Annotated in this window: 11 protein-coding genes; 3 read left to right on the top strand and 8 right to left on the bottom strand. The window is 67.5% G+C overall.

The features are described from left to right. Positions 1-367: 367 nt before the first annotated feature. Positions 368-6,601, bottom strand: a complete 6,234-nt coding sequence (locus tag OIE49_RS15400; protein WP_442812347.1) for an RHS repeat-associated core domain-containing protein — start codon at positions 6,599-6,601, stop codon at positions 368-370. Positions 6,602-7,033: 432 nt separating this feature from the next. Here OIE49_RS15400 and OIE49_RS15405 point away from each other — a divergent pair, with 432 nt between their 5' ends. Beyond that, the gene (locus OIE49_RS15405; RefSeq protein WP_442812241.1) at positions 7,034-10,132 is read left to right on the top strand and encodes an FG-GAP-like repeat-containing protein; all 3,099 of its coding nucleotides are present in this window, start codon (positions 7,034-7,036) and stop codon (positions 10,130-10,132) included. A 99-nt stretch (positions 10,133-10,231) separates the two neighbouring features. Here the strand turns inward: OIE49_RS15405 and galK are convergent, their stop codons facing one another. The 3 genes from galK to galT are packed head-to-tail and all read right to left on the bottom strand — an operon-like array spanning position 10,232 to position 13,413. Then, the gene (gene galK / locus OIE49_RS15410) at positions 10,232-11,386 is read right to left on the bottom strand and encodes a galactokinase (RefSeq protein ID WP_326802816.1); all 1,155 of its coding nucleotides are present in this window, start codon (positions 11,384-11,386) and stop codon (positions 10,232-10,234) included. Beyond that, positions 11,387-12,355 carry a UDP-glucose 4-epimerase GalE gene (gene galE, locus OIE49_RS15415; RefSeq protein WP_326802817.1) on the bottom strand — a complete coding sequence of 323 codons (969 nt, stop codon included), beginning with the start codon at positions 12,353-12,355 and terminating at the stop codon, positions 11,387-11,389. After that, positions 12,352-13,413: a galactose-1-phosphate uridylyltransferase gene (gene galT, locus OIE49_RS15420; protein WP_326802818.1), complete on the bottom strand. Its 1,062-nt coding sequence runs from the start codon at positions 13,411-13,413 to the stop codon at positions 12,352-12,354. Before galT ends, galE begins: the two co-directional genes overlap by 4 nt. Before the next feature lie 222 nt (positions 13,414-13,635). On the opposite strand from galT, the gene OIE49_RS15425 reads away from it, so the two are divergent. Both OIE49_RS15425 and OIE49_RS15430 read left to right on the top strand, forming a co-directional pair. Continuing rightward, positions 13,636-15,327, top strand: a complete 1,692-nt coding sequence (locus OIE49_RS15425) for a sodium:solute symporter family protein (protein WP_326802819.1) — start codon at positions 13,636-13,638, stop codon at positions 15,325-15,327. Positions 15,328-15,347: 20 nt separating this feature from the next. Continuing rightward, positions 15,348-15,677 (top strand): hypothetical protein, encoded by a 330-nt coding sequence (locus tag OIE49_RS15430; RefSeq protein WP_326802820.1) that lies wholly within the window; start codon positions 15,348-15,350, stop codon positions 15,675-15,677. Between the two features lie 36 nt (positions 15,678-15,713). On the opposite strand, the gene OIE49_RS15435 is transcribed toward OIE49_RS15430, so the two are convergent. The 4 genes from OIE49_RS15435 to OIE49_RS15450 all read right to left on the bottom strand — a co-directional run bounded on the left by OIE49_RS15435 (position 15,714) and on the right by OIE49_RS15450 (position 21,018). Next, positions 15,714-16,385, bottom strand: a complete 672-nt coding sequence (locus OIE49_RS15435; protein WP_326802821.1) for a helix-turn-helix transcriptional regulator — start codon at positions 16,383-16,385, stop codon at positions 15,714-15,716. Between the two features lie 252 nt (positions 16,386-16,637). Next, positions 16,638-16,877, bottom strand: coding sequence for a hypothetical protein (locus tag OIE49_RS15440; RefSeq protein ID WP_326802822.1), 240 nt, complete (start codon positions 16,875-16,877; stop codon positions 16,638-16,640). Positions 16,878-17,094: 217 nt separating this feature from the next. Continuing rightward, entirely contained in the window at positions 17,095-18,951 is a 1,857-nt protein-coding gene (locus OIE49_RS15445; protein WP_326802823.1) for an outer membrane protein assembly factor BamB family protein, read from the bottom strand. A gap of 111 nt (positions 18,952-19,062) precedes the next feature. Then, positions 19,063-21,018 carry an outer membrane protein assembly factor BamB family protein gene (locus OIE49_RS15450; RefSeq protein WP_326802824.1) on the bottom strand — a complete coding sequence of 652 codons (1,956 nt, stop codon included), beginning with the start codon at positions 21,016-21,018 and terminating at the stop codon, positions 19,063-19,065. Between the last annotated feature and the right edge of the window lie 172 nt (positions 21,019-21,190).

Genomic DNA, 21,190 nt, shown 5'->3' on the forward strand with positions numbered 1-21,190 from the left:
GGAACCCCGGACACCTGTCTAAGGCAGGAAATCAATTTAGCCCGACGACTATCTCCACAATGATCCCAGCCGCGCCGAGAACCGCAATGCCGCCCCCCACAAAGCGCAGTAGGCGAGGTGTGGCAGTGCCGACGAGTCCAAACATAACCGAGGACGTCAAATGATAGAAACGCTCCGCAGCTCCCTTCCAGTTAAAGACAAGAACCAGCCCACCGATCAACAGGACTCCGCAGATTAGAACAGAGGCGGGATCTGTAGTCGACGAAGCGCGTCCAGCTTGCGACATGAATACCGTGTTCATATCTATTAGATTACCTCGCTCCGGTGGGCCGCCGGCGAGGGGTGGTGCCGGCGGCCCAGCGGTATGTTAGCGCCAATCCAGCGTGAAGAGTTTTCCGATGCGCGTATTGTGCGAGGTGGTCAGGCCGCCTTCGACGCCCAAACCGGTGCCCACACCTACGGTCGTCGCCCCTACGGGTTCACCACGACTATTTCGAGCACCGATCGCACGTTCATGACTACCCGACACCGCTACGCCGAAGGCGGCAGTGAGGGTCCCACCCCATCCGTCCCCTCGGAGTTGCTCGAAATCAGTTGCATTGCTACCCATGAGGCCTACCCCAAGATTCGCCCCCACCGATGGCGTCTCACTTCCCTTGCTGAAACTGAGGCCATAGTCAGTCTTGCCGTCCGCTCGGGTTGTACTCAGCAGGCAGACAGAAGCTGTTACTCCTAGTCCAAGGCCAGCTGAACCGCTGAGACAGATGCCTGTTGTGTCACCTGCGAAATATGCGTCCCAGATCTTTTTGGACTTCCCAGTCACAGAATTCCAGGCTATCTTAATAGCCCCCCTAATTCCTTCCTTCTTGCGCCGCTCGGCTTCAACCTTTGCTCGTGCAACGGCTTGCGCTTTGGCTCGCGCGTCGGCCTGGGCTTTGGCTCGGGCTTGCGCCTTCGAGTCGTTTGTCTTCTTGTAAGCTGCGCCGCTTCCGCTCGGCCTTGTGAGACCTCCGCCGTTGCGCTTGCGAGCCGTATCGCGATTCTTTACGGTTTTGACTCCGCCGTGATTACCACTGTCGATCCAGCCGCCACTGTCGCCCTCAAAGATCCTTTTACCATCGGGATCGCTGTAAGTGACCGGCTTGTTGTGGGCGTAGCTGTAGGCGTTCATCTGGGCCGGGTCGTCGATATCGTTGATCGGGTCGACGGAGAGGAAGCGGCCGAGGGCGGGGTCGTATTCGCGGGCGCCGAGATGGGTCAGGCCGGTGGGGTCTGTTGTGCCGCCGACGAAGCCGCGGGTGCCGGGGATGGTTTCGGCTTGCTGGGAGCGTATCTCGCCGAAGGGGAGTTGCTTGCGGCGGGTGACGGCAAGGGTGGTCATGGCGACAGCGGCCATGGCGGTGCCTTGGTGGTCGGGCAGGAGGAAGGAGAAGCCGCTGCTGGTGCGGACAGCGACGGTCTGGCCCTCGTGGGTGTAGTAACGGACGCCTTCCTTGGTCCCGTTCGGCTTGATCTTGAGTTCGTTGCCGCCGGGCAGGGTGAGGGTCTGAGTGCCGTCTGCGTCCTTGGCAATGAAACGGTTGCCGTCGGAGTCGTACTGGTAACTGGTGGTCTTGCCGTTCTCGGTGAGGGTGGCGAGGTGTCCTTCGTCGTCCCAGGTGAGGTTCTGGGTGGTGGCGCCGATGGTGCGCTTGGTGGTGTTGCCTGCGGCGTCGTAGACGAAGGTGCTGGTGCGGCCGTTGTTGGCGCCACCCTTGACGGTGGCGGTCTGGACGGCATGCGGCAAGCCCGTGGTGGGGGTGTTATGGGTGTAGCTGGTGGTGGCGTCGGAGCCCACCAGCGCGCCGGTGCCGTGGTCGGTCTGCTCGGTGCGGTTGCCCACGACGTCGTACTTGAACGACTGCCAGTAGGCGTCCGGGCCGCCAACCGTGCTAGCCGACGGCTGGGTGGAGCAGTCGATCTTCGCGGTCCACGCCTCAGTCAGCTGGCCCAGGGGGTTGTTGGTGAAGCACTGGGTGTCCACGGTCCTGCCGGCGTCCTGGCCGCTGGCAGTGGTGATGCCGGTGATGTTGCCCGCGTCGTCGTAGGCATAGCTGACGTCGTCGATGCGCTGGGGAGCCAGATCACGGTCGGTGGTCTGCCGGGTCAGGCGGCCGGTGAACGCGTCGTAGACCTGTGTCTTGTAGACCTTCTTGCCCAAGGTGCCGAATTCGGTGCGCACCGGGCGGGAGAAGACGTCGTGGCTGGTGGCGTTGACGAGGGTGACGGCGCCGGCGGTGGTCTTCTGCGGGAGGTTGCCCTCGCCGTAGACGGTGGTCTGGCGCTCGCTGGGCAGATTTCCGACCGCCGGGTGCCTGATCCACTCCTGCTGACCGGTGTAGATGTTGTAGCCGTAGGTCCAGGTGTGAGTGCCGGCCATGGCACCGGCTTCGGCGGGAATGGTGACCGTGTTGGAGGTGGGCTGGTAGGCGTCGTTGTAGGTATCGACGGCGGAGACGTACTGCTTGCCGCCGATATAGCGAATGCTGCTGGCCAGCTGACCCTTCGCGACGCTGTCGTAGGTCCACTCCGCCAGGAGAGTGTTGCCCTTCTTCAGCGCGGTCGTGCGACCGAGTTCGTCATAGACGGTGCTCAGGGTGATGCCGCGGGCGTCCGTGACGGTAACCGGGTTGCCGAGCTTGTCATAGGTGGTGTGGCTCTTGCCCTTGTCGGGGTCATCCACGTCGGTCTGCTGGCCGCGGGCGTCGAAGCTGTACCGCCAGACGTTGCCCGCCGGGTCGGTGACGGTCAGCGGTTCGTCCCACTTGCCGTAGGTGTAGTGGGTCTTCTGTGAGGTGGTACGGGTTGCGTCGGTGTATTCGAGGCGGTCGGTGGCGCGCCCGCGTGCATCATTGATGACCGTGGTGGCGGTGCCGCCCTTGGGCGGGATCGCCGTGGTGCGGTCACCGTCGTAGATCGTCTGACTGCGGTATTTCTCGTCGCCGTAGGTGTGGGCGATTGAGTAAGTTGTGCGGTCCAGGCCGTCGTACACGTTCTCCACCATCGCCGGCACCTTGTTGTCCGGCGCATTCACCAGGCTCGTGGACGGTGCACCGTCGGCGTAGTACGCCGCGTAGGACTTCCAGGCGTTGCCGCGGGTGTCGTACAGCGTCTCGGTCACGATCCGGTTCGCTGTGCCGATCGCCGGGCTCTGGGTCTCACAGGGGCGCAGCAGGCCGTCGAAGAGCTGGTAGCTGGTGGCGTACGAGCCATCGTACTGGAGCGATTTGGTCGCCACGGCGTTAGCGACGGTCCTGGAGATGGTGTAGCTGTATTCGGTCGAGGGCTGGGCGGGGTGGTCGGTCTTGGCCCAGCCGGGGTTCCACACCTGCCGCGTGCGGCCCAGACCGTCGTAGGTGGCGTCGGCCCGCTTGCCGTTGGCGTCGATCACTGCAGTGGTCACGCCGCGCGCCGGGTCGTACTCGGTCTTGATGGTCTGGTCGAGTGTGTTGGTCTCGGTCTTCGAGGTGGGTGCCTCGATCGTGGTCGGCGTGTACTTGGTGATGGTCGTGTTGTCGTCCGCGTCGGTCTCGGTCAGCTGACGGCCGTGCTGGTCGTGGGTGTGGCGGGCGGTGGTCAGGTAGCCGGTGCCCTTGTCGTCCTGTTCCTCCAGGCGCGTCATGTCGCCCTTGGTGGGCTTGGCGTCCAGGCTGGTGGCACCGTCGTAGTAGTGCCGTTCGACGGAGATCAGGTCCGCGGGCAGCTGCGGTGTCTTGTCGCAAGCGACTGCAACCGTCCGTTCCTCCTTGATCAGGTCGAGGATGTTCACCGCTGTGTTGCGGGCATAGCTGGTGGTGGTGCACTCCTCGTCGCCTGTCTTGGCGATGTCGCCGAGGTCCGACTCGGTCAGGACCAGGCCGTAGTCGTCGAAGGTGCGCAAGGTTCGGGTAGTGCGCCAGGTGTTGCCGACGGCTGTGCGGGTCTTCTCTTCCTGCGTGCCGGTGGCATAGGCGTTCAGGGCTGGCAGGCCACTGCGTGACTGGGTTGCAGTGGCTTTGCTGCGCCAGGGGGTGTAGCTGGTGGTGGATTCCAGCTTGCCGCCGTCGCCGTTGAAGGCGGCCTCTTCCCGGATCAGGCCGGCGAAGGCGCGGTGGTCGGTCACCTTGACGCCTTCGTGGTCGATGACCTCAGCAGCGTCGATGCCGCGGAAGTAGCGGTACTCCTTCAGTGTCTGCTTGGTCGAGGCAGGACTGCCCGTGCGGACCTGGACGCGGCCATATCCCTTGCGGTCACCATAGGTGAGGTACTTGGCCTTGGTGAACTCGTCCTCGTCCTTCTCCCAGGTCATCCCGTCCAGATAGCTGTAGTCGGTCTCCTTCACCGGCGCACCGCCGGTGTTGTCCGACTCCAGAACCTGGGTGACGACATAGGTGTGGAACCAGTCCAGGTACGGCTCGTAGTCGGCTGCCGGGGCCTCTGGCGGGGACCAGATCACCGGATAACAGCGACGCTGGTTCGAAGACGGCGTGGGCATGTCGCCGACCTTGCAGTCGGGTTCGGAGTAGGTGACACCGATGGTGCCGCCGGTCTCGGTGTCGATGCCGTAGATGCGGTAACGCACCAGCGGGGGAACAGGATCGGCCTTACCGCCGGTGGTGGTGGCACCCTCGACTCGGTTGGCGAGTTGCTTACCCAGGAAGGTGACCGCCGGCAGAGTGACGTCACCGGTACCGGTGTGGCCGGTGCGGGTGATCGACGCCAGCCACAGCGCGGGAGCGGAGCCGTCGCCGGTGGAGGGGAACTCGTGGGTCAGCTTCCAGGTGTCGACCGGCTTGTAGATGCCGCTCGTCAGGATGGAGGTGTCGAGCTGGGTGAGCCGCTTGCGGGTCCAGAACGACGGCGAGTAGCGGTCCTTGCATTCCTCGCCCGACTTGCAGTACCGGTCGAACGGCACGTCGGGCCAGTTCTTGGCGTGGCTCGCGTCGAAGGTCCCACAGTCGCTCAGGCACCGCTCGGAGACGGTGAAGTCGACCCGGCCGGCAGCTTTGCTGCTGTACACGCTGTTGGAACGCAGGCCGTAGTCGATGTGGTCCAGGTAGCCGCCCCGGTCGTACACGGCGGCCGTGGAGGCACCGGTGTCGGGATTGACATTGCGACCGTAGTAGTTGGTCTCCTTAGCCCAGTAGTAGGCCATCGCGTCGGAGTGCGGGTTGACGACGTAGTCGAGGTTCCACCGCCATGCCTGCTGGCACCAGGAGTCCTTGAACTCTGTGGCGTGGCACGGCTCCCCGCTCTGGTTGCCGAATACGGGAACCGTCCAGGTCGAGTTGGTCTCCGTCTTGCCGCTGGTCCAGCCGGGCAGGCGGTTGTAGCCGAAGTAGTACTGCGTGCCGTCCGGCGTGGTGACCTTCCAGTACTCGCCATCGTTGTCGCCGTTGCCACGGTCGCTACTGGTGAGCTTGTCGATCTTGGTACCGTCGTCGCTCTCCAGGTGCCACTCACCCGTGGTGTCGTCCTTGACCAGCACGCTGGACTGACCGTTCAGGTTGAGGACCGCGTTGTCCTTCTTCCAGCACAGGTCGCCGCTCTTGTCGGTGCCATTGCCGTCCTTGGTATCGGCGGAGCAGGACACGTAGCGGCGCTCGATGTAACCAGGTTCCATGGACCAGCCGTCGCCGATCCAGTTGGCCTGGTTGTTCGTCGCCGCGGTACGCCCGTCGACTGCCTGGGAGGAGTAGGACAGGCTCAGATCCGGTTGGGCCCCGCCGGGCACGTCCGGGGTGTCGATGCCATAGTCCCAGGAGAAGCCACCGCTGGAGCCGCCAGACGTCCAGGACGCCGACGGGGCGAGCGAGGTGGCCGTGAAGTTGCCCGACGCGCCCGAGGCGGCGGCGGTGGCGGCCAGAAGGACGGTGCCGTCACTCGCCGTCAGACCACTGGCCGAACGTGTCATGGCGGGCGCCTTCAACACCGGTCCGGTCGACGACGTGTCATCCGCCGCGCCGACAGCGACAGAGGCCGACAGCGTCGCAGCCTTGACGTCGTTGTCGCTCTCCAAAGCGGTCAGGCTGCGGCAGTCGTTGGCCTGAGGCGTGGTCAGCACGCACTGTGGCAGGCGGTGCAGCGTCAGGCGCGAGGCCCAGTCGCCACCGTAGGCGTGCTGGAAACCCGAGAAGTCGAGCGTGACATCGACTGCGCCCTTGTCCCCCTGAAGGGGGCGTACCGCTAGGAGCACACCGGTGATGCCGGCAGCCTTGGCGGCCTTCTGGTCCAACACCTGTATCTGCACGCGGCGCTGAGTCAGCTCACCTGCCTGGGCCTCATTCCTGCCCTTGCCATGATGAGAGGCCACCCGCAGCGGAAGCGTGCCAGCCTTCGCCTTGACCGCACCGCTGCCGGGGACGGTGACCGTGGCGGTGCCCGGCTCGGGCCAGGCCGACCTCGGTGCCGCCTTCCACCGGTGCGTCGCAGTCTGGTCCGGCTTGGACAGCCGGTGCTTGTCCGCCGAAGCGACAGGTACCGGATCCGGGTGCTTCAGCTTGGCCAGCGACAGCTCCGCCGCTGCAGCCACAGGACCGCCCAGCAGGCTGGCGATGAGGTAGGCCACCAGCGAGAAGGCAATCCACCTCACCGCCCGCACCCGTCTGCCGATCCGACGGCCTGAACGGCGTATGGAATTCACCCGCAAACCGGACACCAATCCCCCCAGAGGATGTTCACAAAGATGAAGATCGTTCGGAACCTAACACCAATTCGATCGATTCCCATAGGCGAGAACCGGCATTTTCGGCCAGCCTGGCAACATTCCTTCGATCCCCGCCTCGAAGCAAAAAGTATTGCCCTACCCCTCGCCGCATCCCGCGAAACCTTGCATGTGACCTGCACAAACACTGAACCTGGCCACCAGAGAACCTAAATTCAAACAAACGGAGCAAGTATCAATAGTCGGACATGCGGGCTTTGATTGATCTTGCTGCACCAGGCCAGGAAGCAGAGAATGAGTCGGGTTGTAAGGTGCGCGAAAACACGTGTAGAACCTGTAATGGGGGGCGCAATGAGATTTCATCGATCGAGAGACAGGAACCGGTGGCTCGGACGTGTGGCGTTCACCGTCGCCATCGCAGTGGCGACGGCGACGCCGGTTTCCGCATCCGCATGGAGCAGTCTCACTGATGTGCCGTCTGCGGATTCGGCGGTAGCACAGGGAGAAGTAACCGAGGAGACGCAGGCGCTGGCAAAGGCGGCCGAGACCGGAGAGCCGGTCGAGATCCTCTCGCACCGCACCGAGGCCTCCCAGGTGTTCGCCAACCCGTCCGGGACGTTCACCGAGGAGCGGTACGCCACCGCCCAGTGGGCACGCAAGGGCAATCGGCTGGTCGACATCGATCGCAGCCTCCACCGTGCGGGCGACGGCACGATCAGTCCCGAGGCAGCCACCGTGGGCTTGAAGTTCTCCGGCGGCGGCAACGGCCCGCTCGCCACCATCACTCGGGACGGCCGCAGCATCTCCCTGGCCTGGCCCACCGCGCTGCCCCGACCGTCCATCTCCGGTGACACCGTCATCTACCCCGACGTACTGCCCGATGTGGACCTCAAGCTGCGGGCCGGCGCCTCGGGCTTCGCACAACTACTGGTGGTCAAGTCCGCCAAGGCCGCCACTAACCCGGCCCTGAAGACCGTCTCATACAAGATGTCCAGCGACGGTGTGGACGTCACCGCCGACGAACACGGCAACCTCAGCGCCGTCAACCCCGCCGGCCAGGAACTGTTCACGGCCCCGACACCGCGTATGTGGGACAGCTCCACCACGGACACCGGCACCCATACACTGATCGCCCGAGAAGCAGCGAAACCCGCAGCCAGGCCGCAGGAAACGGACGAATTCGAACCCGCCCCAGGCGCCCAGCAGGCCGCCATGCCCGTCACAGTCAGTGACGGGCAGCTCAAGCTCACCCCCGACACGGACCTGATGACGGGCAAGGACACCACCTACCCGGTCTACATCGACCCGTTCATCGACGGCTCACGCTACTCGTGGACCATCGCATACAAGAAATATCCTTCCACCGCCTACTTCAACGGTGCGGGCTTCAACGGAGGCACCACCACCGCCCGCGTGGGCTACGAGAACGAGACCAACGGCCTGGCCCGCTCGTACTTCCGCATGAACACCAAAAACCTGTGGAGCACGAACAAACAGGTCCTCAAGTCCACATTCCGGATCAAGAACACCTGGTCCTGGTCCTGCACCGCCAAGCCCGTCGAACTGTGGCGCACCGCGGCCATCACCTCGTCCACCACGTGGAACAACCGGCCCGCCCGGCAAGGAAAGGCCCTGGACACGGTCACCGACGCCAAGGGCTGGGGCACCAACTGCCCGGCTGGCAACCTCGCCTTCACCGTAACCCAGGGAGCCAAGGACGCCGCGGCGAACAAGTGGGAGACCATCACCTTCGAACTCGCGGCCTCCAACGAGTCCGACGTGTTCGGGTGGAAGAAGTTCGACGCCAAGTCGGCCGTACTCTCCACTGAGTTCAATACCTACCCCAACGCTCCCACCAGCCTGGACACCGTCCCCAGCACCAAGAACAGCAAGGGCTGCGGTGACACCGCCCCATACGGTCTCATCGGCAACACCGACATCTACCTGACGGCCAAGGGCAGTGACCCAGACGGCGGCACCATCAAGGTCAAGTTCAACCTGTGGGCCACTGGTCACCACCCCAACGACGACCCCAAAGGCGTCCTGATCGTGAACAAGACGGTCTCCGTCTCCTCCGGCACCGTCGCCAAGCTCAAGGTCACCAAGGGTGAACTGACCCCTTACCTGAATGTGGCGAACGGCAACTTCTCCTGGAAGGCCCAGACCAACGACGGTTCCCTGAACTCCGACTGGACGCCCACCAAGGGCAAGCCAGGCTGCCGCTTCGTCTTCGACCCCGTACGCCCGAGCAACCCGCCCGGTATCAACTCCAGCCAGTTCCCCGACGGCAGCGACGGATGGCCCGCCACGACCGCCAATGTCCGTACCCAGGGCACCTTCACGCTTACAAACGGCGGCATCTCGGATGTAACCGCGTACGAGTACTGGACCGTCACCGACCCCACCGTGCGCACCGCCAGCCCGGGAAGTGCCGGCGGCAGCGTCAGCGTCAAGATCACCCCAACCGCTGCCGGGGCCAATCATCTCTACGCCCGCAGCGTGGACAAGGCCGGCAACAAGTCGGACACCGCCGACTACCTCTTCTACGCCAATGGCCTCAAGCAGGCCGACCAGCCCGGCGACATCAACGGCGACGGCAACCCCGACATGTTCGGCATCGACAAGAACGGCACCCTCAACCGCTTTTACGGAGCGGGCGACGGCACCGTCACCCAGACGTCCAGCCCTGCATCCACCCTCTCCTGGGCAGGCGTAAAGATCACACACCGAGGCGACTGGACCGGCGACGGCTACGAAGACCTCATCTCCCTCAAGCACGACGCCACCGCCAACACAGACCGGCTCTGGATCCACCCCAACACCGGCGACGGCTACGTCTGCAGCAACGAATGCGCCGGTGACGAGCAGGACCAGCGAGAACTCACGGTCTACGATCCCACCAACAACCACTGGCAAGGAGCCGACCAGATCCTCGCCATCGGCGATGTCGACGGTCCTCTGGATGTCGACAACGACGGCGTCTTCGACATCCCCGGCTACCCCGACCTCTTGGTCAAACAGGGCGATCTGCTGTGGCTCTACTTCGGTGCCCCCGACAACCGCCTCGACAGCGACCGCGACCCCATCCTCATTGGCAACGACGGATGGTCCAAGTACACCCTCATGGCTCCCGGCAACCTCTGGGGCGACGAACGTGTCGACCTCTTGGCCCGCAACACCGAAACCGGCGCACTCTATGTCTACGCCGGCACCGGAGACGACGGTGACGGCCTAGCCGACGAGTCCACCAGGGTCGAAACCGGATGGGGCTTCACCAGCGGCAACGTTCCCTTGGTGACCTCGCCCGGCGACGCAGACCACGACGGCATCCCCGATCTGTGGGTCACCGACGACACCGGACACCTGTGGTTCATCCCCCGTGTCACCAAGGGCGACCGGCCCTTCCAAGACCTCAGCGACGGATGGGGTGATTACCAAACCATCAGCTGAGATCAACCGGCTGGCCCGGCTTCCAGGCGCTCAGCTGGCAAGCACTCTCCGCAGCGCCGGGTCTGTGTGCCCACCCGCGCACAGGTCCGGCCGCGGACGTCAGGCCAGCCGCCGTGCCCCAGCTGAAGGGACCGCCTCGAAGACTCGTGGGCCGGTGTGGCCCGCCTTGGTGAAGGCGTCTTCCATTGCCTTGGTGAGGGTGGGGACGTCGGCGGTGTCCGTCAGGACGATCGCCGAGCCGCCGAAGCCGCCGCCCGTCATGCGGGCGCCGAGGGCGCCGGAGGCGAGGGCCGTGTCGACGACCAGGTCCAGTTCCGGGCAGGAGACGCGGAAGTCGTCGCGCAGAGAGGCGTGGCCCTCGGTCAGGATCGGGCCGATCGCCCTGATGTCGCCCGACTCCAGGAGGGACACCACCCGTTCCGCCCGCCCGTTCTCGGTGACGACGTGGCGGACAAGCCGGGCCACCTCCTCCTCGCCGGCCAGCTCGGCCAGCGCCGCGTCCAGCCCGTCGTGGGGGATGTCCCGCAGGGCGTCCACGCCCAGCAGGGCCGCGCCCTTCTCGCAGCCCGCGCGGCGACGGCCGTACTCGCCGCCGCTGTGCGCGTGCTCGACCCGGGTGTCGACGACCAGCAGGCGCAGGCCCTCGGCGGCCAGGTCGAAGGGGACCTGGCGCTGGGACAGGTCCCGGGTGTCCAGGAACAGCGCGTGACCCGACTCGCAGCAGGCCGAGGCGGTCTGGTCCATGATGCCGGTCGGGGCGCCGACGTAGACGTTCTCGGCGCGCTGGCACAGGCGGGCCAGTCGCCAGCCCTTCAGGCCCAGGGCGTAGAGGTCGTTCAGGGCCAGGGCGACCACGACCTCCAGGGCCGCGGAGGAGGACAGTCCGGCGCCAGTCGGGACCGTCGACGTCAGGTGGACGTCCGCGCCGGTCACCTCGTGGCCCGCCTCGCGCAGGGCCCAGACCACGCCCGCGGGGTAGGCGGTCCAGTCGCGGTCGGACTCCGGAGCCAGCTCGTCGAGCCGCAGTTCCACCGGCCCTCCCGGGGCGTCCGCCGAGTGCAGCCGCAGTACGCCGTCGTCCCGGCGCGCGACCGCGGCCGTCGTCACGTGCGGCAGCGCGAAGGGCATCACGAAGCCGTCGTTGTAGTCGGTGTGCTCGCCGATCAGGTTGACGCGGCCCGGCGCCGCCCAGACCCCCTCCGGCTCGGCGCCGTACAACTCGACGAAGCCTTCTCGGACCTCAAGTGCCCCCACTTACCGCTCCCTTGCGATGTGCTGCGCGAACTCCCAGGCATCCGCGACGATACCCGCGAGGTCGGTGCGGGACGGGTTCCAGCCGAGCTTTTCGCGGGCGGCGGCCGCCGAGGCGACCAGGACCGCCGGGTCGCCGGCCCGGCGCGGGGCCACGACCTCGGGGACGGGGTGGCCGGTGACCCGGCGGACGGTCTCGACGACCTCGCGCACGGAGAAGCCGTTGCCATTGCCGAGGTTGCACACCAGGTGCTCGCCGGGCCGGGCGGCGTCCAGGGCCAGCAGGTGGGCCTCGGCGAGGTCGGCCACGTGGATGTAGTCGCGCACGCAGGTGCCGTCCGGGGTCGGGTAGTCGTCGCCGAAGACGGAGATCGCCTCCCGCCTGCCCTGGGCGACCTGGAGCACCAGCGGGATCAGGTGCGACTCGGGGTCGTGGCGTTCGCCGTACGCGCCGTACGCGCCGGCCACGTTGAAGTAGCGCAGCGAGACCGCGCCCAGGCCATGGGCCGCCGCCTCGCCGGCGATCATGTGGTCGACCGCGAGCTTCGAGGCGCCGTAGGGGTTGGTGGGCCGGGTCGGGGCCGTCTCGGTGACGGGCACCTGCTCCGGCTCGCCGTAGGTCGCCGCCGTCGAGGAGAAGACCAGCGTGCGTACGCCCGCCCCGCGCATCGCGGCGAGCAGGGCCATCGTGCCGCCGACGTTGTTGGCCCAGTACTTCTCCGGCTTCAGCACCGACTCGCCGACCTGCGAGGAGGCGGCGAAGTGCAGCACCCCGGCGAAGGAGGGGTCCAGCCACTTGGCGGCGTCCCGGATGTCGCCCTCGACGAAGGAGGCGCCCGCGGGCACGCCCTCGCGGGAGCCGGTGGAGAGGTTGTCGAGCACGACGACCTCGTGACCGGTTTCAAGGAGGTGCTGGGCGACCACACTGCCGACGTAGCCCGCGCCACCCGTCACCAGGTACTTCCCGCTCATGAACCCGCTACCTCCCGCAGCCGCTGCGCCGCGCGCTCCGGCGGCACGTCGTTGATGAACACGTTCATGCCGGACTCGGAACCCGCGAGGAACTTCAGCTTTCCGGAAGTGCGGCGGATGGTGAAGAGCTCGAGGTGGAGCGCGAAGTCGTCGCGCGTGACGCCGTCGAACTCGTCCAGCGCGCCGAACGGCGCCTGGTGCCAGGCCGCGATGTACGGCGTCGGCGGGTCGCCCTCGCCGAACAGCCGGTCGAAGCGCCGCAACAGATCGAGGTGGATCCGGGGGAACTCCGCGCGCGCGGCCTCGTCGAGTCCGAGCAGGTCGGGGACCCGGCGCCGGGGGTAGAGGTGGACCTCGTAGGGCCAGTGCGCCGCGTACGGCACGAAGGCCACCCAGTGCTCGCCCTCGGCGACGACCCGCTCGCCGGCCGACTCCCGTTCCAGGACCGCGTCGAAGAGGTTCTCCCCGCCGGTGGCCTCCCGGTGGGCCGCCAGTGAGCGCAGCATCAGCGCGGTGCGCGGGGTGGTGAAGGGATAGGCGTAGATCTGACCGTGCGGGTGGCCCAGCGTCACGCCGATCTCGGGGCCGCGGTTCTCGAAGCAGAACACCTGCTTCACGGCAGGAAGCGCGGACAGTTCCGCGGTGCGGTCCGTCCAGGCGTCCAGCACCAGCCGCGCCTGCCGCTCGCTCAGGTCGGCGAACGAGGCGTCGTGGTCGGAGGTGAAGCAGACGACCTCGCAGCGGCCGAGGTCGCCGGCCAGCGAGGGGAAGCGGTTCTCGAAGACCACCACGTCGTAGGAGGAGTCGGGGATCTCGCTGAGACGGTCGCCGGTGGAGGGGCACAGCGGGCACTCGCCGGCCGGCGGGTGGTAGGTGCGGCCCTGGCGGTGGGAGGCGACGGCGACCGCGTCACCGAGCAGCGCGTCCCGGCGGATCTCCGAGGTGGTGACCGTCCGTTCCAGCGGGCGCCGGTCCACGGCCTCGCGCACGGTGTCGTCCCGCAGGTCGTAGTAGATGAGCTCACGACCGTCGGCCAGCCGGGTCGAGGTCTTCTTCACTGTCGGACTCCCTACTGGTCCCCTGGCCACCGGTCCGCGAGCCCGCCCCCGTCGGCACCCAATCATCCAACACAATCAAACATAACACGTCACAACCCACCACACCCTCACCTGTCAGCTTTACATCACAATCCAACAAAGCCCACCAACAAAAGTGTTCAGATAATGAACGCGGAGGCGTAGGTTCCCGCTGGACCAGTTCGTGCGACGAAGCGAGTTCACATGCAACCCCCCACAACCGCACCCGTACACCTGGCAGCGGGGCTACGACTGCCCACCAACGGGCTCGACTACGCGATCCTCGCGATCTACTTCGCCGTGGTCCTCGGCATCGGCTTCGCCGCCCGCCGTTCGGTGAGGACCAGCCTGGACTTCTTCCTCTCCGGGCGCTCCCTGCCCGCCTGGATCACCGGCCTCGCTTTCATCTCCGCCAACCTGGCCGCCACCGAGATCCTCGGCATGGCCGCCAACAGCGCCCAGTACGGCGCGTACACCGTGCACTGGTACTGGATCGGCGCGATCCCGGCCATGGTTTTCCTCGGCCTGGTGATGATGCCCTTCTACTACGGCTCCAAGGTGCGGTCCGTACCCGAGTTCCTGCTGCTGCGCTTCGACAGGCCGGCGCATCTGCTCAGTTCGATCCTGTTCGCCTTCGCGGCCATCCTGATCGCCGGTGTGAACCTCTACGCGCTCGCGATCGTCGTCGAGGCGCTGCTGGGCTGGCCGCAGTGGGTGGCGATCGTGGTCGCCGGCTTCTTCGTCCTGGCCTACATCACCCTCGGCGGCCTGTCGTCCGCGATCTACAACGAGGTGCTCCAGTTCTTCGTGATCCTCGCGGCCCTCATCCCGATCGTGGTGCTCAGCCTGAAGAAGGCCGGCGGCTGGGACGGGCTGACCTCCCGGCTCACCGAGCAGCACGGGGCGAACTTCACCACCGCGTGGGGCGGTACGGGGATCGGCGACGCCAACCCGCTCGGCGCCAACTGGCTGACCATCGTCCTCGGCCTCGGCTTCGTGCTGTCCTTCGGCTACTGGACGACCAACTTCGCCGAGGTGCAGCGCGCGCTGTCCGCGAAGAACCTCTCCGCCGCCCGGCGCACCCCGCTGATCGCCGCGTTCCCGAAGATCTTCATCGTCTTCCTGGTGATGATCCCAGGCCTGGCCGCTGCCGCGCTGGTGCCCGGCTTCGGCACGGCCGACTCGGGGCTCCAGTACAACGACGCGATCCCCTACCTCATGCAGGAGTTGCTGCCCAACGGCGTGCTGGGCATCGCGGTCACCGGTCTGCTCGCGGCCTTCATGGCCGGCATGGCGGCCAACGTGTCGTCCTTCAACACCGTGTTCACCAACGACATCTGGGCCAAGTACGTGGCCCGGCAGCGCGAGGACGCCTACTACGTCCGCTTCGGCCGGCTCATCACGGCCATCGGTGTGGTCGCGTCGATCGGCACGGCCTTCCTCGCTTCCTCGTTCTCGAACATCATGAGCTATCTCCAGACGCTGTTCTCCTTCTTCAACGTGCCGATGTTCGTGGTGTTCATCGTCGGCATGTTCTGGAGGCGGGCGTCCATGAAGTCCGGTTTCTGGGGTCTGCTCGCCGGTACCACCGCCGCGATGGTGAACTACTTCGTCCTCTACAAGCAGGACATCGTCCACATCCCCTCCGACCAGGGCGCCAACTTCGTCTCCGCGATCGCCGGGTTCGCCGCCGGCGCGGTGGTCATGGTGGCCGTGTCCCTGTTCACCGAGCCCAAGCCGGAGGAGGAACTGCGGGGTCTGGTCTACGGCACCAGGTCGCCCGGCCTCGCCGAGCCGCCCGCGCCCGGCGACGAGGCCTGGTACCGCCGCCCGGCGCTCCTTGGCTGGGGTGCCGTCGTGCTGGCCGCCCTGTGCTACGTCCCGTTCTCGTTCTGATCGCGGAGGATCGACCGACCATGCAAGAGCCCGAGAACCCCGGACGCTCCGGGTACTCCGAGAACGACGTCCAGCGCGAGGTCACCGACCTGGAGAGCAGGTCCGCGACCGCAGCGCGCATCTTCGACCTGCGGCGCATCATCGGTGGCCTGTTCGTGCTGTACGGCGTCATCGTGACGGTCACCGGGATCACCGACTCCCAGGCCGCCATCGACAAGGCCCAGGGCGTCAACATCAATCTGTGGACCGGCATAGGCATGCTGGTCCTGGGCGTGTTCTTCCTGGTGTGGATGAAGCTGCGCCCGGTGACCCCGCCGGAGGATCCGCAGGAGGGACCGCGGGAGGACTGACACGGGCGTCCCCCGTCCCGAGCGGGGAGGCCGGGGCTACGGCAGCGGGCCCGCCCGGTCGAGCAGACCGGTGCGGGCTGCCAGGGCCGCCGCCTCCAGTCGCGAGCCCACCCCGAGCTTCATCAGGACGCGCTGGACATGGGTCCGGGCCGTGCTGGGGGCGATGCCCATACCGGCCGCGATCAGCCGGGTGTCCTCGCCCTCGGCGACCCGGACCAGGACCTCCACCTCGCGCGGGGTGAGCATCCGGAGAAGGCGCTGGCCCTCGTCGTCCGGTGGGGCGGCGGGGTTCAGCAACTCGCCGAAGGCTCCCTGGAGGAGCTGCGGGGCGACGGCGGCCTCACCCGCCCGCGCCTTGATGATCGCCCGCTCGACGCCCTCGATGCGCTCGTCGTGGCGTACGTATCCCGAGGCCCCCGACGCGAAGGCGGCCGCGATGCCGCGCGGGGAGGGAACCGGGCCGAGCACGATCACCGCGACCTGCGGACGCTCCCGCTTGATCTTCACCACCGGTTCGAAGGTGCCGGGCTCGGCCGGTGTCGCCGTGCCCAGCAGGCACACCTCCGGTGCGCGGCTGATCACCAGATCCGCCGCGCCCGCGGCCGGCGCGGCGGCGGCCAGCACACGGTGTCCGCGCAGCTTCAGCGCCGAGGCCAGCGCCTCGGCCAGTAGCCGGTGGTCGTCGACCACCATGAGCCGCACTCCCATCAAGCCCCCCAGTCCCCCCACGGATGTCCGCATCCCGCCCGGGCTGCGGCCCCCCGGCACGCCGCCCGCCATGCCCCCGGAAGCTACACGCTTGTTCGACGTCGCGCTGCCCCTACCGGCGAGAAGTGCCCCGGATCAGCGGACTTTTTGGCATTCCCCGCACTGAAGGGCCATTCACGTGCCATTCGAGGGTGACGAGTGGTACGCGTACGGCCCCGTCCCTGGCCAGGGACGGGGCCGTACGGCTTCCGGTCAGATGATGTCGTTGTACCGCCACGGTGACCAGCTGCACGTGTCGGTCGAGCCGGCGTGCCGGCACACCTGGATCCGCACGGCCTTCACACCGCTGCTGTCGTAGAGGTACGTGGTTTCCCTGGTCACGTTGCCGTTGCCGGACGCGGTGCGCCAGGCGTAGCTCTTGGTGCCCTCGCCCGTCATCGCCTGGATGCGCATCCGCGCGGACGCGCCGTCCGCCGCAGTGTCCTTCACCATGATGTCGATCGGAGCAACCCTCGACTTGCTCTCAAAGCCGAAGTCGATCTGGCCCCAGGCTCCGGGCGCGGTCTCCGACAGACGGTAGGGGGTCCCAGCGGCCGATGCCGTTCCCCCGGCCGCGAAACACACAGCGATCGCTCCCGCGAGCACCGCCCCCGTACGAAAGGCCTTCATCAAAGCGTTCTCCTGACGTTCTCGGGCCATTTCGCCATGATCATGCCACATTCGCACCGAAACCGATGGCCGTGTAACTCTGCTCGTCCGCCGAATACGGCTTGCTGGTCAGGTTCTTGCCCATGAACAGACGACCATGGGTGTACAGCAGTTCCGCAGATCCGGGCACCATGCCGCTGATCGCGTCCCGAACGGACCGGTCGGCCGGGGTCTCCAACAGCTTGGTCTGCTTCGTCGTCGCGCCGTCCACCGAGAGGACCTGGGAGCCCTTGTCGTACGGCCCGTCCTTGTAGACGAGGATGTTGCCGCCGTCCATGCGAATCGGGAAGATCGTGTAGCCGTCGCCCGCATCGATGCGGTCACCAGTGGTCCTCCCGGTCTCCAGGGAGTAGGCGATGATCTCGTTGGTCCGGCTGCCGGCGCCCGTGCCCTCGTGATCGGCGGTCGGGACGTACAGCTTTCCGTTACCGACCACGATCTTCTTGCACCCGTCGAACCGGCCGATGTCGCAGCGGTGGCCGTAGTCGCCGGAGGCCAGTGTGATCTTGTAGCGCAGCTTGCCCTGGTCGTCCAGCGAGAAGATGTCGGTGGCACCCGAGGCACTGACCCCACCCGAGTCCACACCGAAGACGACCGGCTCGGTGGAAATCACCTTGGCGTTGTCGATACCGACGGGGAGCTTGTACGACCACTTGACAGCGCCCGTCGTGGGATCGAGCAGCTGCACCTCGTACCGCTCGTTTCCGAAGGAGCCACACTTGCGGACCGCGACGAGCCGCTCACCACCTGCGTAGCCCACGTCCTGGCAGCTTTCGGTCTTCGGCTGCCACAGGACCTTGCCGGTCCTGGCATCGAGGGCGGCGCCGCCCTCGTAGCCGCCGCCGACGGCGATGGTGGTGCCGGAGATACTGACCTCGCCGAACGGCACCTTCCGGCCGTTGGTGGCGATGCTCTTCGTCCAGAGCTTCTGACCGGTGTCGACCTTGAACGCGGTGATCTGCGTGCAGGGCTCGTGGTTGCCGTGACTGTTGCGCTTGGCTTCCTCGGAGAGCACGACTGCGACGCCGTCGGCCGTGATCTCCTTCGACCCGGAGCAGGTCTCGCCGGTCAGCGGTAGCGTCCACTTGCTCGTGCCGGTGTCCGGGTCGTACCCGACGATCTGGTTGACGCCGCTCTTGGCATACACCGTGTCGGTCAGCCAGGAGCCCTCGACGCTGTCGACCTGCGTGTCCTTGACCGCCGGTGCGGGCACCTGGAAGAGAACCCTGGCGGCGGTGTCGGAGGGCACCTTCTCCTTGCCCGCGGCAGCGGCTCCGCCGGTTCCGTCGTCCTTGCCGTCCTTTCCGGCGGCGCCGCCGGAGTTCGCGGTGTCCTGCTTGCCGCCGTCGGACCGGTGCGAGTACCAGATGCCGGTGCCGATGATGAGGGCGATCACGACGACGGTCGAGACGATCATCGCCACCTGGGCGTTGACCTTCCGGCCGCCGCCGGGCTGTCCGGTCTGCGGCTGCAGCGGCACGGTCGGCGGCTGGGCGGGGTAGCCGTAGCCGGGCTGCTGGGCGCCGTACGGGTTCGGCTGCCCGGCGGGGGGCTGGGCGTAGGGGTTCGGCTGCCCGCCCGGGTAGCCGTAGCCGGACGGGGGCTGCGGCGATCCGGCCGGGGGCGGTGCCTGCGGGGCGCCGTGCGGCGGCGGTGCCTGCGGGTAGCCGTAACCGGGCGCGGGCTGGGGGGACTTGGCGAGGTCCGGACCGCTCGCGGGCGGCGTCTGCGCGGGCGATGCGGGCGGTGCGGGCGGTGCCGGCGATGCAGGCGGTGCCGGCTGCTGTGGCCGGCCCTGGGGCTGGCCGTAACCGCCGTGCTGCGGCGGCTGGTTGGGCGGCGGGGGCGGCTGGGTCATGACAAGTGCACCTCGGGGAAGCTGAGCGGGACGGAACGACGGGGACGACGGGGAAGCCGGGTGGCCAGGACGGCGTGCGGCCCCGGCCGCGTGGGACGCGGCCGGCCGGGCTCACTTGCCGTAGGCGAGCATCAGCTTCTCCTTCGTGTCGGACTTTCCGCTCAGCCGGGTGGTGGAGAGGTAGAGGCGTCCGTCGACCCAGTCGACGGCCCGCGAGTAGAAGCCGTTCTCGATCGACGCGGTGCCCTCCGGGTTCTGCAGCAGCTTCACCGGGGTGTGGGCGGAGCCCGCCGTGGCCACGGACACGACCTGGCCGCCCTCGCGGTACGACGGCTCGACGTACACGACGAGCTGACCGTTCTCCGCCTTGAGCGGCATCATCGAGGTGTCCGTCGGGGACTTCACGCGCCACTTCTCCTTGCCGGTGGCGAGGTCGATGGCGACGATCTCGTTGGCGCCGGTGGTGACGTCGGTGGGCAGGTAGAGGGTGTCGGCGTCGGAGGCGACGGCCTGGCAGCCCTGGAGCTTGCGGGCGAGGATGGCCCAGCCGCACTGGGCGTTGAACTTCGCCTTGGTGTCCACCTGGGAACGGATGGCGCCGCCGCTGCCCAGCGTCGAGATGTTCCAGTGCTTCTTGTCCTCGTCCACCGAGTACAGGATCACCGGGTCGACGGAGTAGACCCGCTCGACCGACCAGTTCTTGGGGATCTTCTTGGTCCACTTGACCGTGCCGGTGGCGGGGTCGAGTTCCTGCACCTCGTCGTGCTCGTTGGAACCGCCTGCCCCGCAGGACGCCACCGAGATCAGCCGGGCACCGCCCGCGAAGGCGCCGGGGAAGCAGGCGTCGCCGTAACGCTTCTTGTCGAACAGCTTCTTGCCGCTGTCGATGTCGTACGCCGTGCCCGACTGCGAGCGGCCCACCATCAGGGTCTTGCCGGCCACGGTCATCTCGATGGTGAGCGTGCTGTCGAACAGCTCACCGTCCGCGACCTTGGCGGTCCAGCCCTTCGCCCCGGTGTTGAGGTCGATCTGCTGGAGCTGGTTGCACTTGGCGCGGTCGCTGCTGCCGCTCATGTAGGCCACGACCACCTTGTCGCCGGCCGTCTTCCGCGGTGTCACCGCGCAGATCTTCTCCGGGAACGTGATCGGTTCCCAGGTGGGCCCACCGTCAGCGACGTTGTAGGCGAAGACCTGCTTGTACGCCGCCTTCACCGCCGTCCTGCCGGTGATCCACATGCCGGGGGCCTCGGCGCCACCACCGGGCGCGGAGGGTGCCTCCTCGTACCAGAGCACCTTCGCCTCGCCGGACTTGCGGCCCGCGTTGAGGTCCTCCGTCTCCCCCTTGCCGTCGCCGCCGCCGTCCCCCGGGTCGGCCGGGGCGTCGGAGACGGCGGGCTTCGAGGGCTTCGCGTCGTCGCTCGCCTCGGCGACCGGCTTCTTGCCGTCGTCGCTGCCGCTGAAGGCCCACACGCCGGCGCCGACGACGAGCAGGGCGGCCACCGCGGCGCCGATGACGACCGCCGTCCTGCCCTTGAACGGGCTGCCGGAGCCGCCGGGGGGCGGGGTGCCGGGCGCGCCCGCGAAGTGCGGCTGCTGCGGATAGCCGTATCCGGGCGGCCCGTACGGTCCCGGCTGCTGGGGCGGCCCGTACGGTCCCGGCTGCTGCGGCGGCCCGTACGGTCCCGGCTGCTGGGGCGGCCCGTACGGTCCCGGCTGCTGCGGCGGCCCGTACGGACCGGGCGCGGCGGGCGCTCCGTAGGGGCCGGGCTGGGCGTAGGGCCCGGGCTGCTGCGGGTAGCCGTAGCCGGGCTGGGGCTGGGGCGGTCCCGCGGGCGGGGGCGGGGTCTGCGGCGGCTGGGCCGGGGGCGGGGGCGTGGCCTGACGTGGGTCCTGAGGCGCGCCGAAACCGCCCTGGACCGGCGGGGCCTGGGGCGGCGGGGTCTGCGCGGGCGGCGGCTGCGGGGGGCCGAAGCCGCCGGACTGCGGCGGCTGGTCCTGCGGTTGTGGCGGCTGATCCTGCGGTGCTCCGAAGCCGCCCTGGGGCGGCCGGCTGGGCGGCTGGGACATCAGCGCGCTTCCCCCTCAATCACTGCTTTTTAGCCATGCCCTGAGGTCTCGACACGCCCAGAGCCGTCCGGGAAAGTTCCCGGACGGCTCATTCCTATCACTCACGACCCGGCCGTCACCGATACGCGTCAGCCCCTGTTCCCAAGGGAGAACCGCCCCGTGACGCGCCCGT

The organism is Streptomyces sp. NBC_01788 (assembly GCF_035917575.1).
In the GTDB taxonomy this organism is placed as follows: Bacteria; Actinomycetota; Actinomycetes; order Streptomycetales; family Streptomycetaceae; genus Streptomyces.

What these genes read in the sequence shown, in the direction of transcription:
- OIE49_RS15405 (WP_442812241.1), top strand. Translation starts at nt 7,034, where the DNA reads ATGAGATTTCATCGATCGAGAGACAGGAACCGGTGGCTCGGACGTGTG.
- galE (WP_326802817.1), bottom strand. Translation starts at nt 12,355, where the DNA reads ATGAGCGGGAAGTACCTGGTGACGGGTGGCGCGGGCTACGTCGGCAGT.
- OIE49_RS15425 (WP_326802819.1), top strand. Translation starts at nt 13,636, where the DNA reads ATGCAACCCCCCACAACCGCACCCGTACACCTGGCAGCGGGGCTACGA.
- OIE49_RS15430 (WP_326802820.1), top strand. Translation starts at nt 15,348, where the DNA reads ATGCAAGAGCCCGAGAACCCCGGACGCTCCGGGTACTCCGAGAACGAC.
- OIE49_RS15435 (WP_326802821.1), bottom strand. Translation starts at nt 16,385, where the DNA reads ATGGGAGTGCGGCTCATGGTGGTCGACGACCACCGGCTACTGGCCGAG.
- OIE49_RS15440 (WP_326802822.1), bottom strand. Translation starts at nt 16,877, where the DNA reads ATGGTGAAGGACACTGCGGCGGACGGCGCGTCCGCGCGGATGCGCATC.
- OIE49_RS15445 (WP_326802823.1), bottom strand. Translation starts at nt 18,951, where the DNA reads ATGACCCAGCCGCCCCCGCCGCCCAACCAGCCGCCGCAGCACGGCGGT.
- OIE49_RS15450 (WP_326802824.1), bottom strand. Translation starts at nt 21,018, where the DNA reads ATGTCCCAGCCGCCCAGCCGGCCGCCCCAGGGCGGCTTCGGAGCACCG.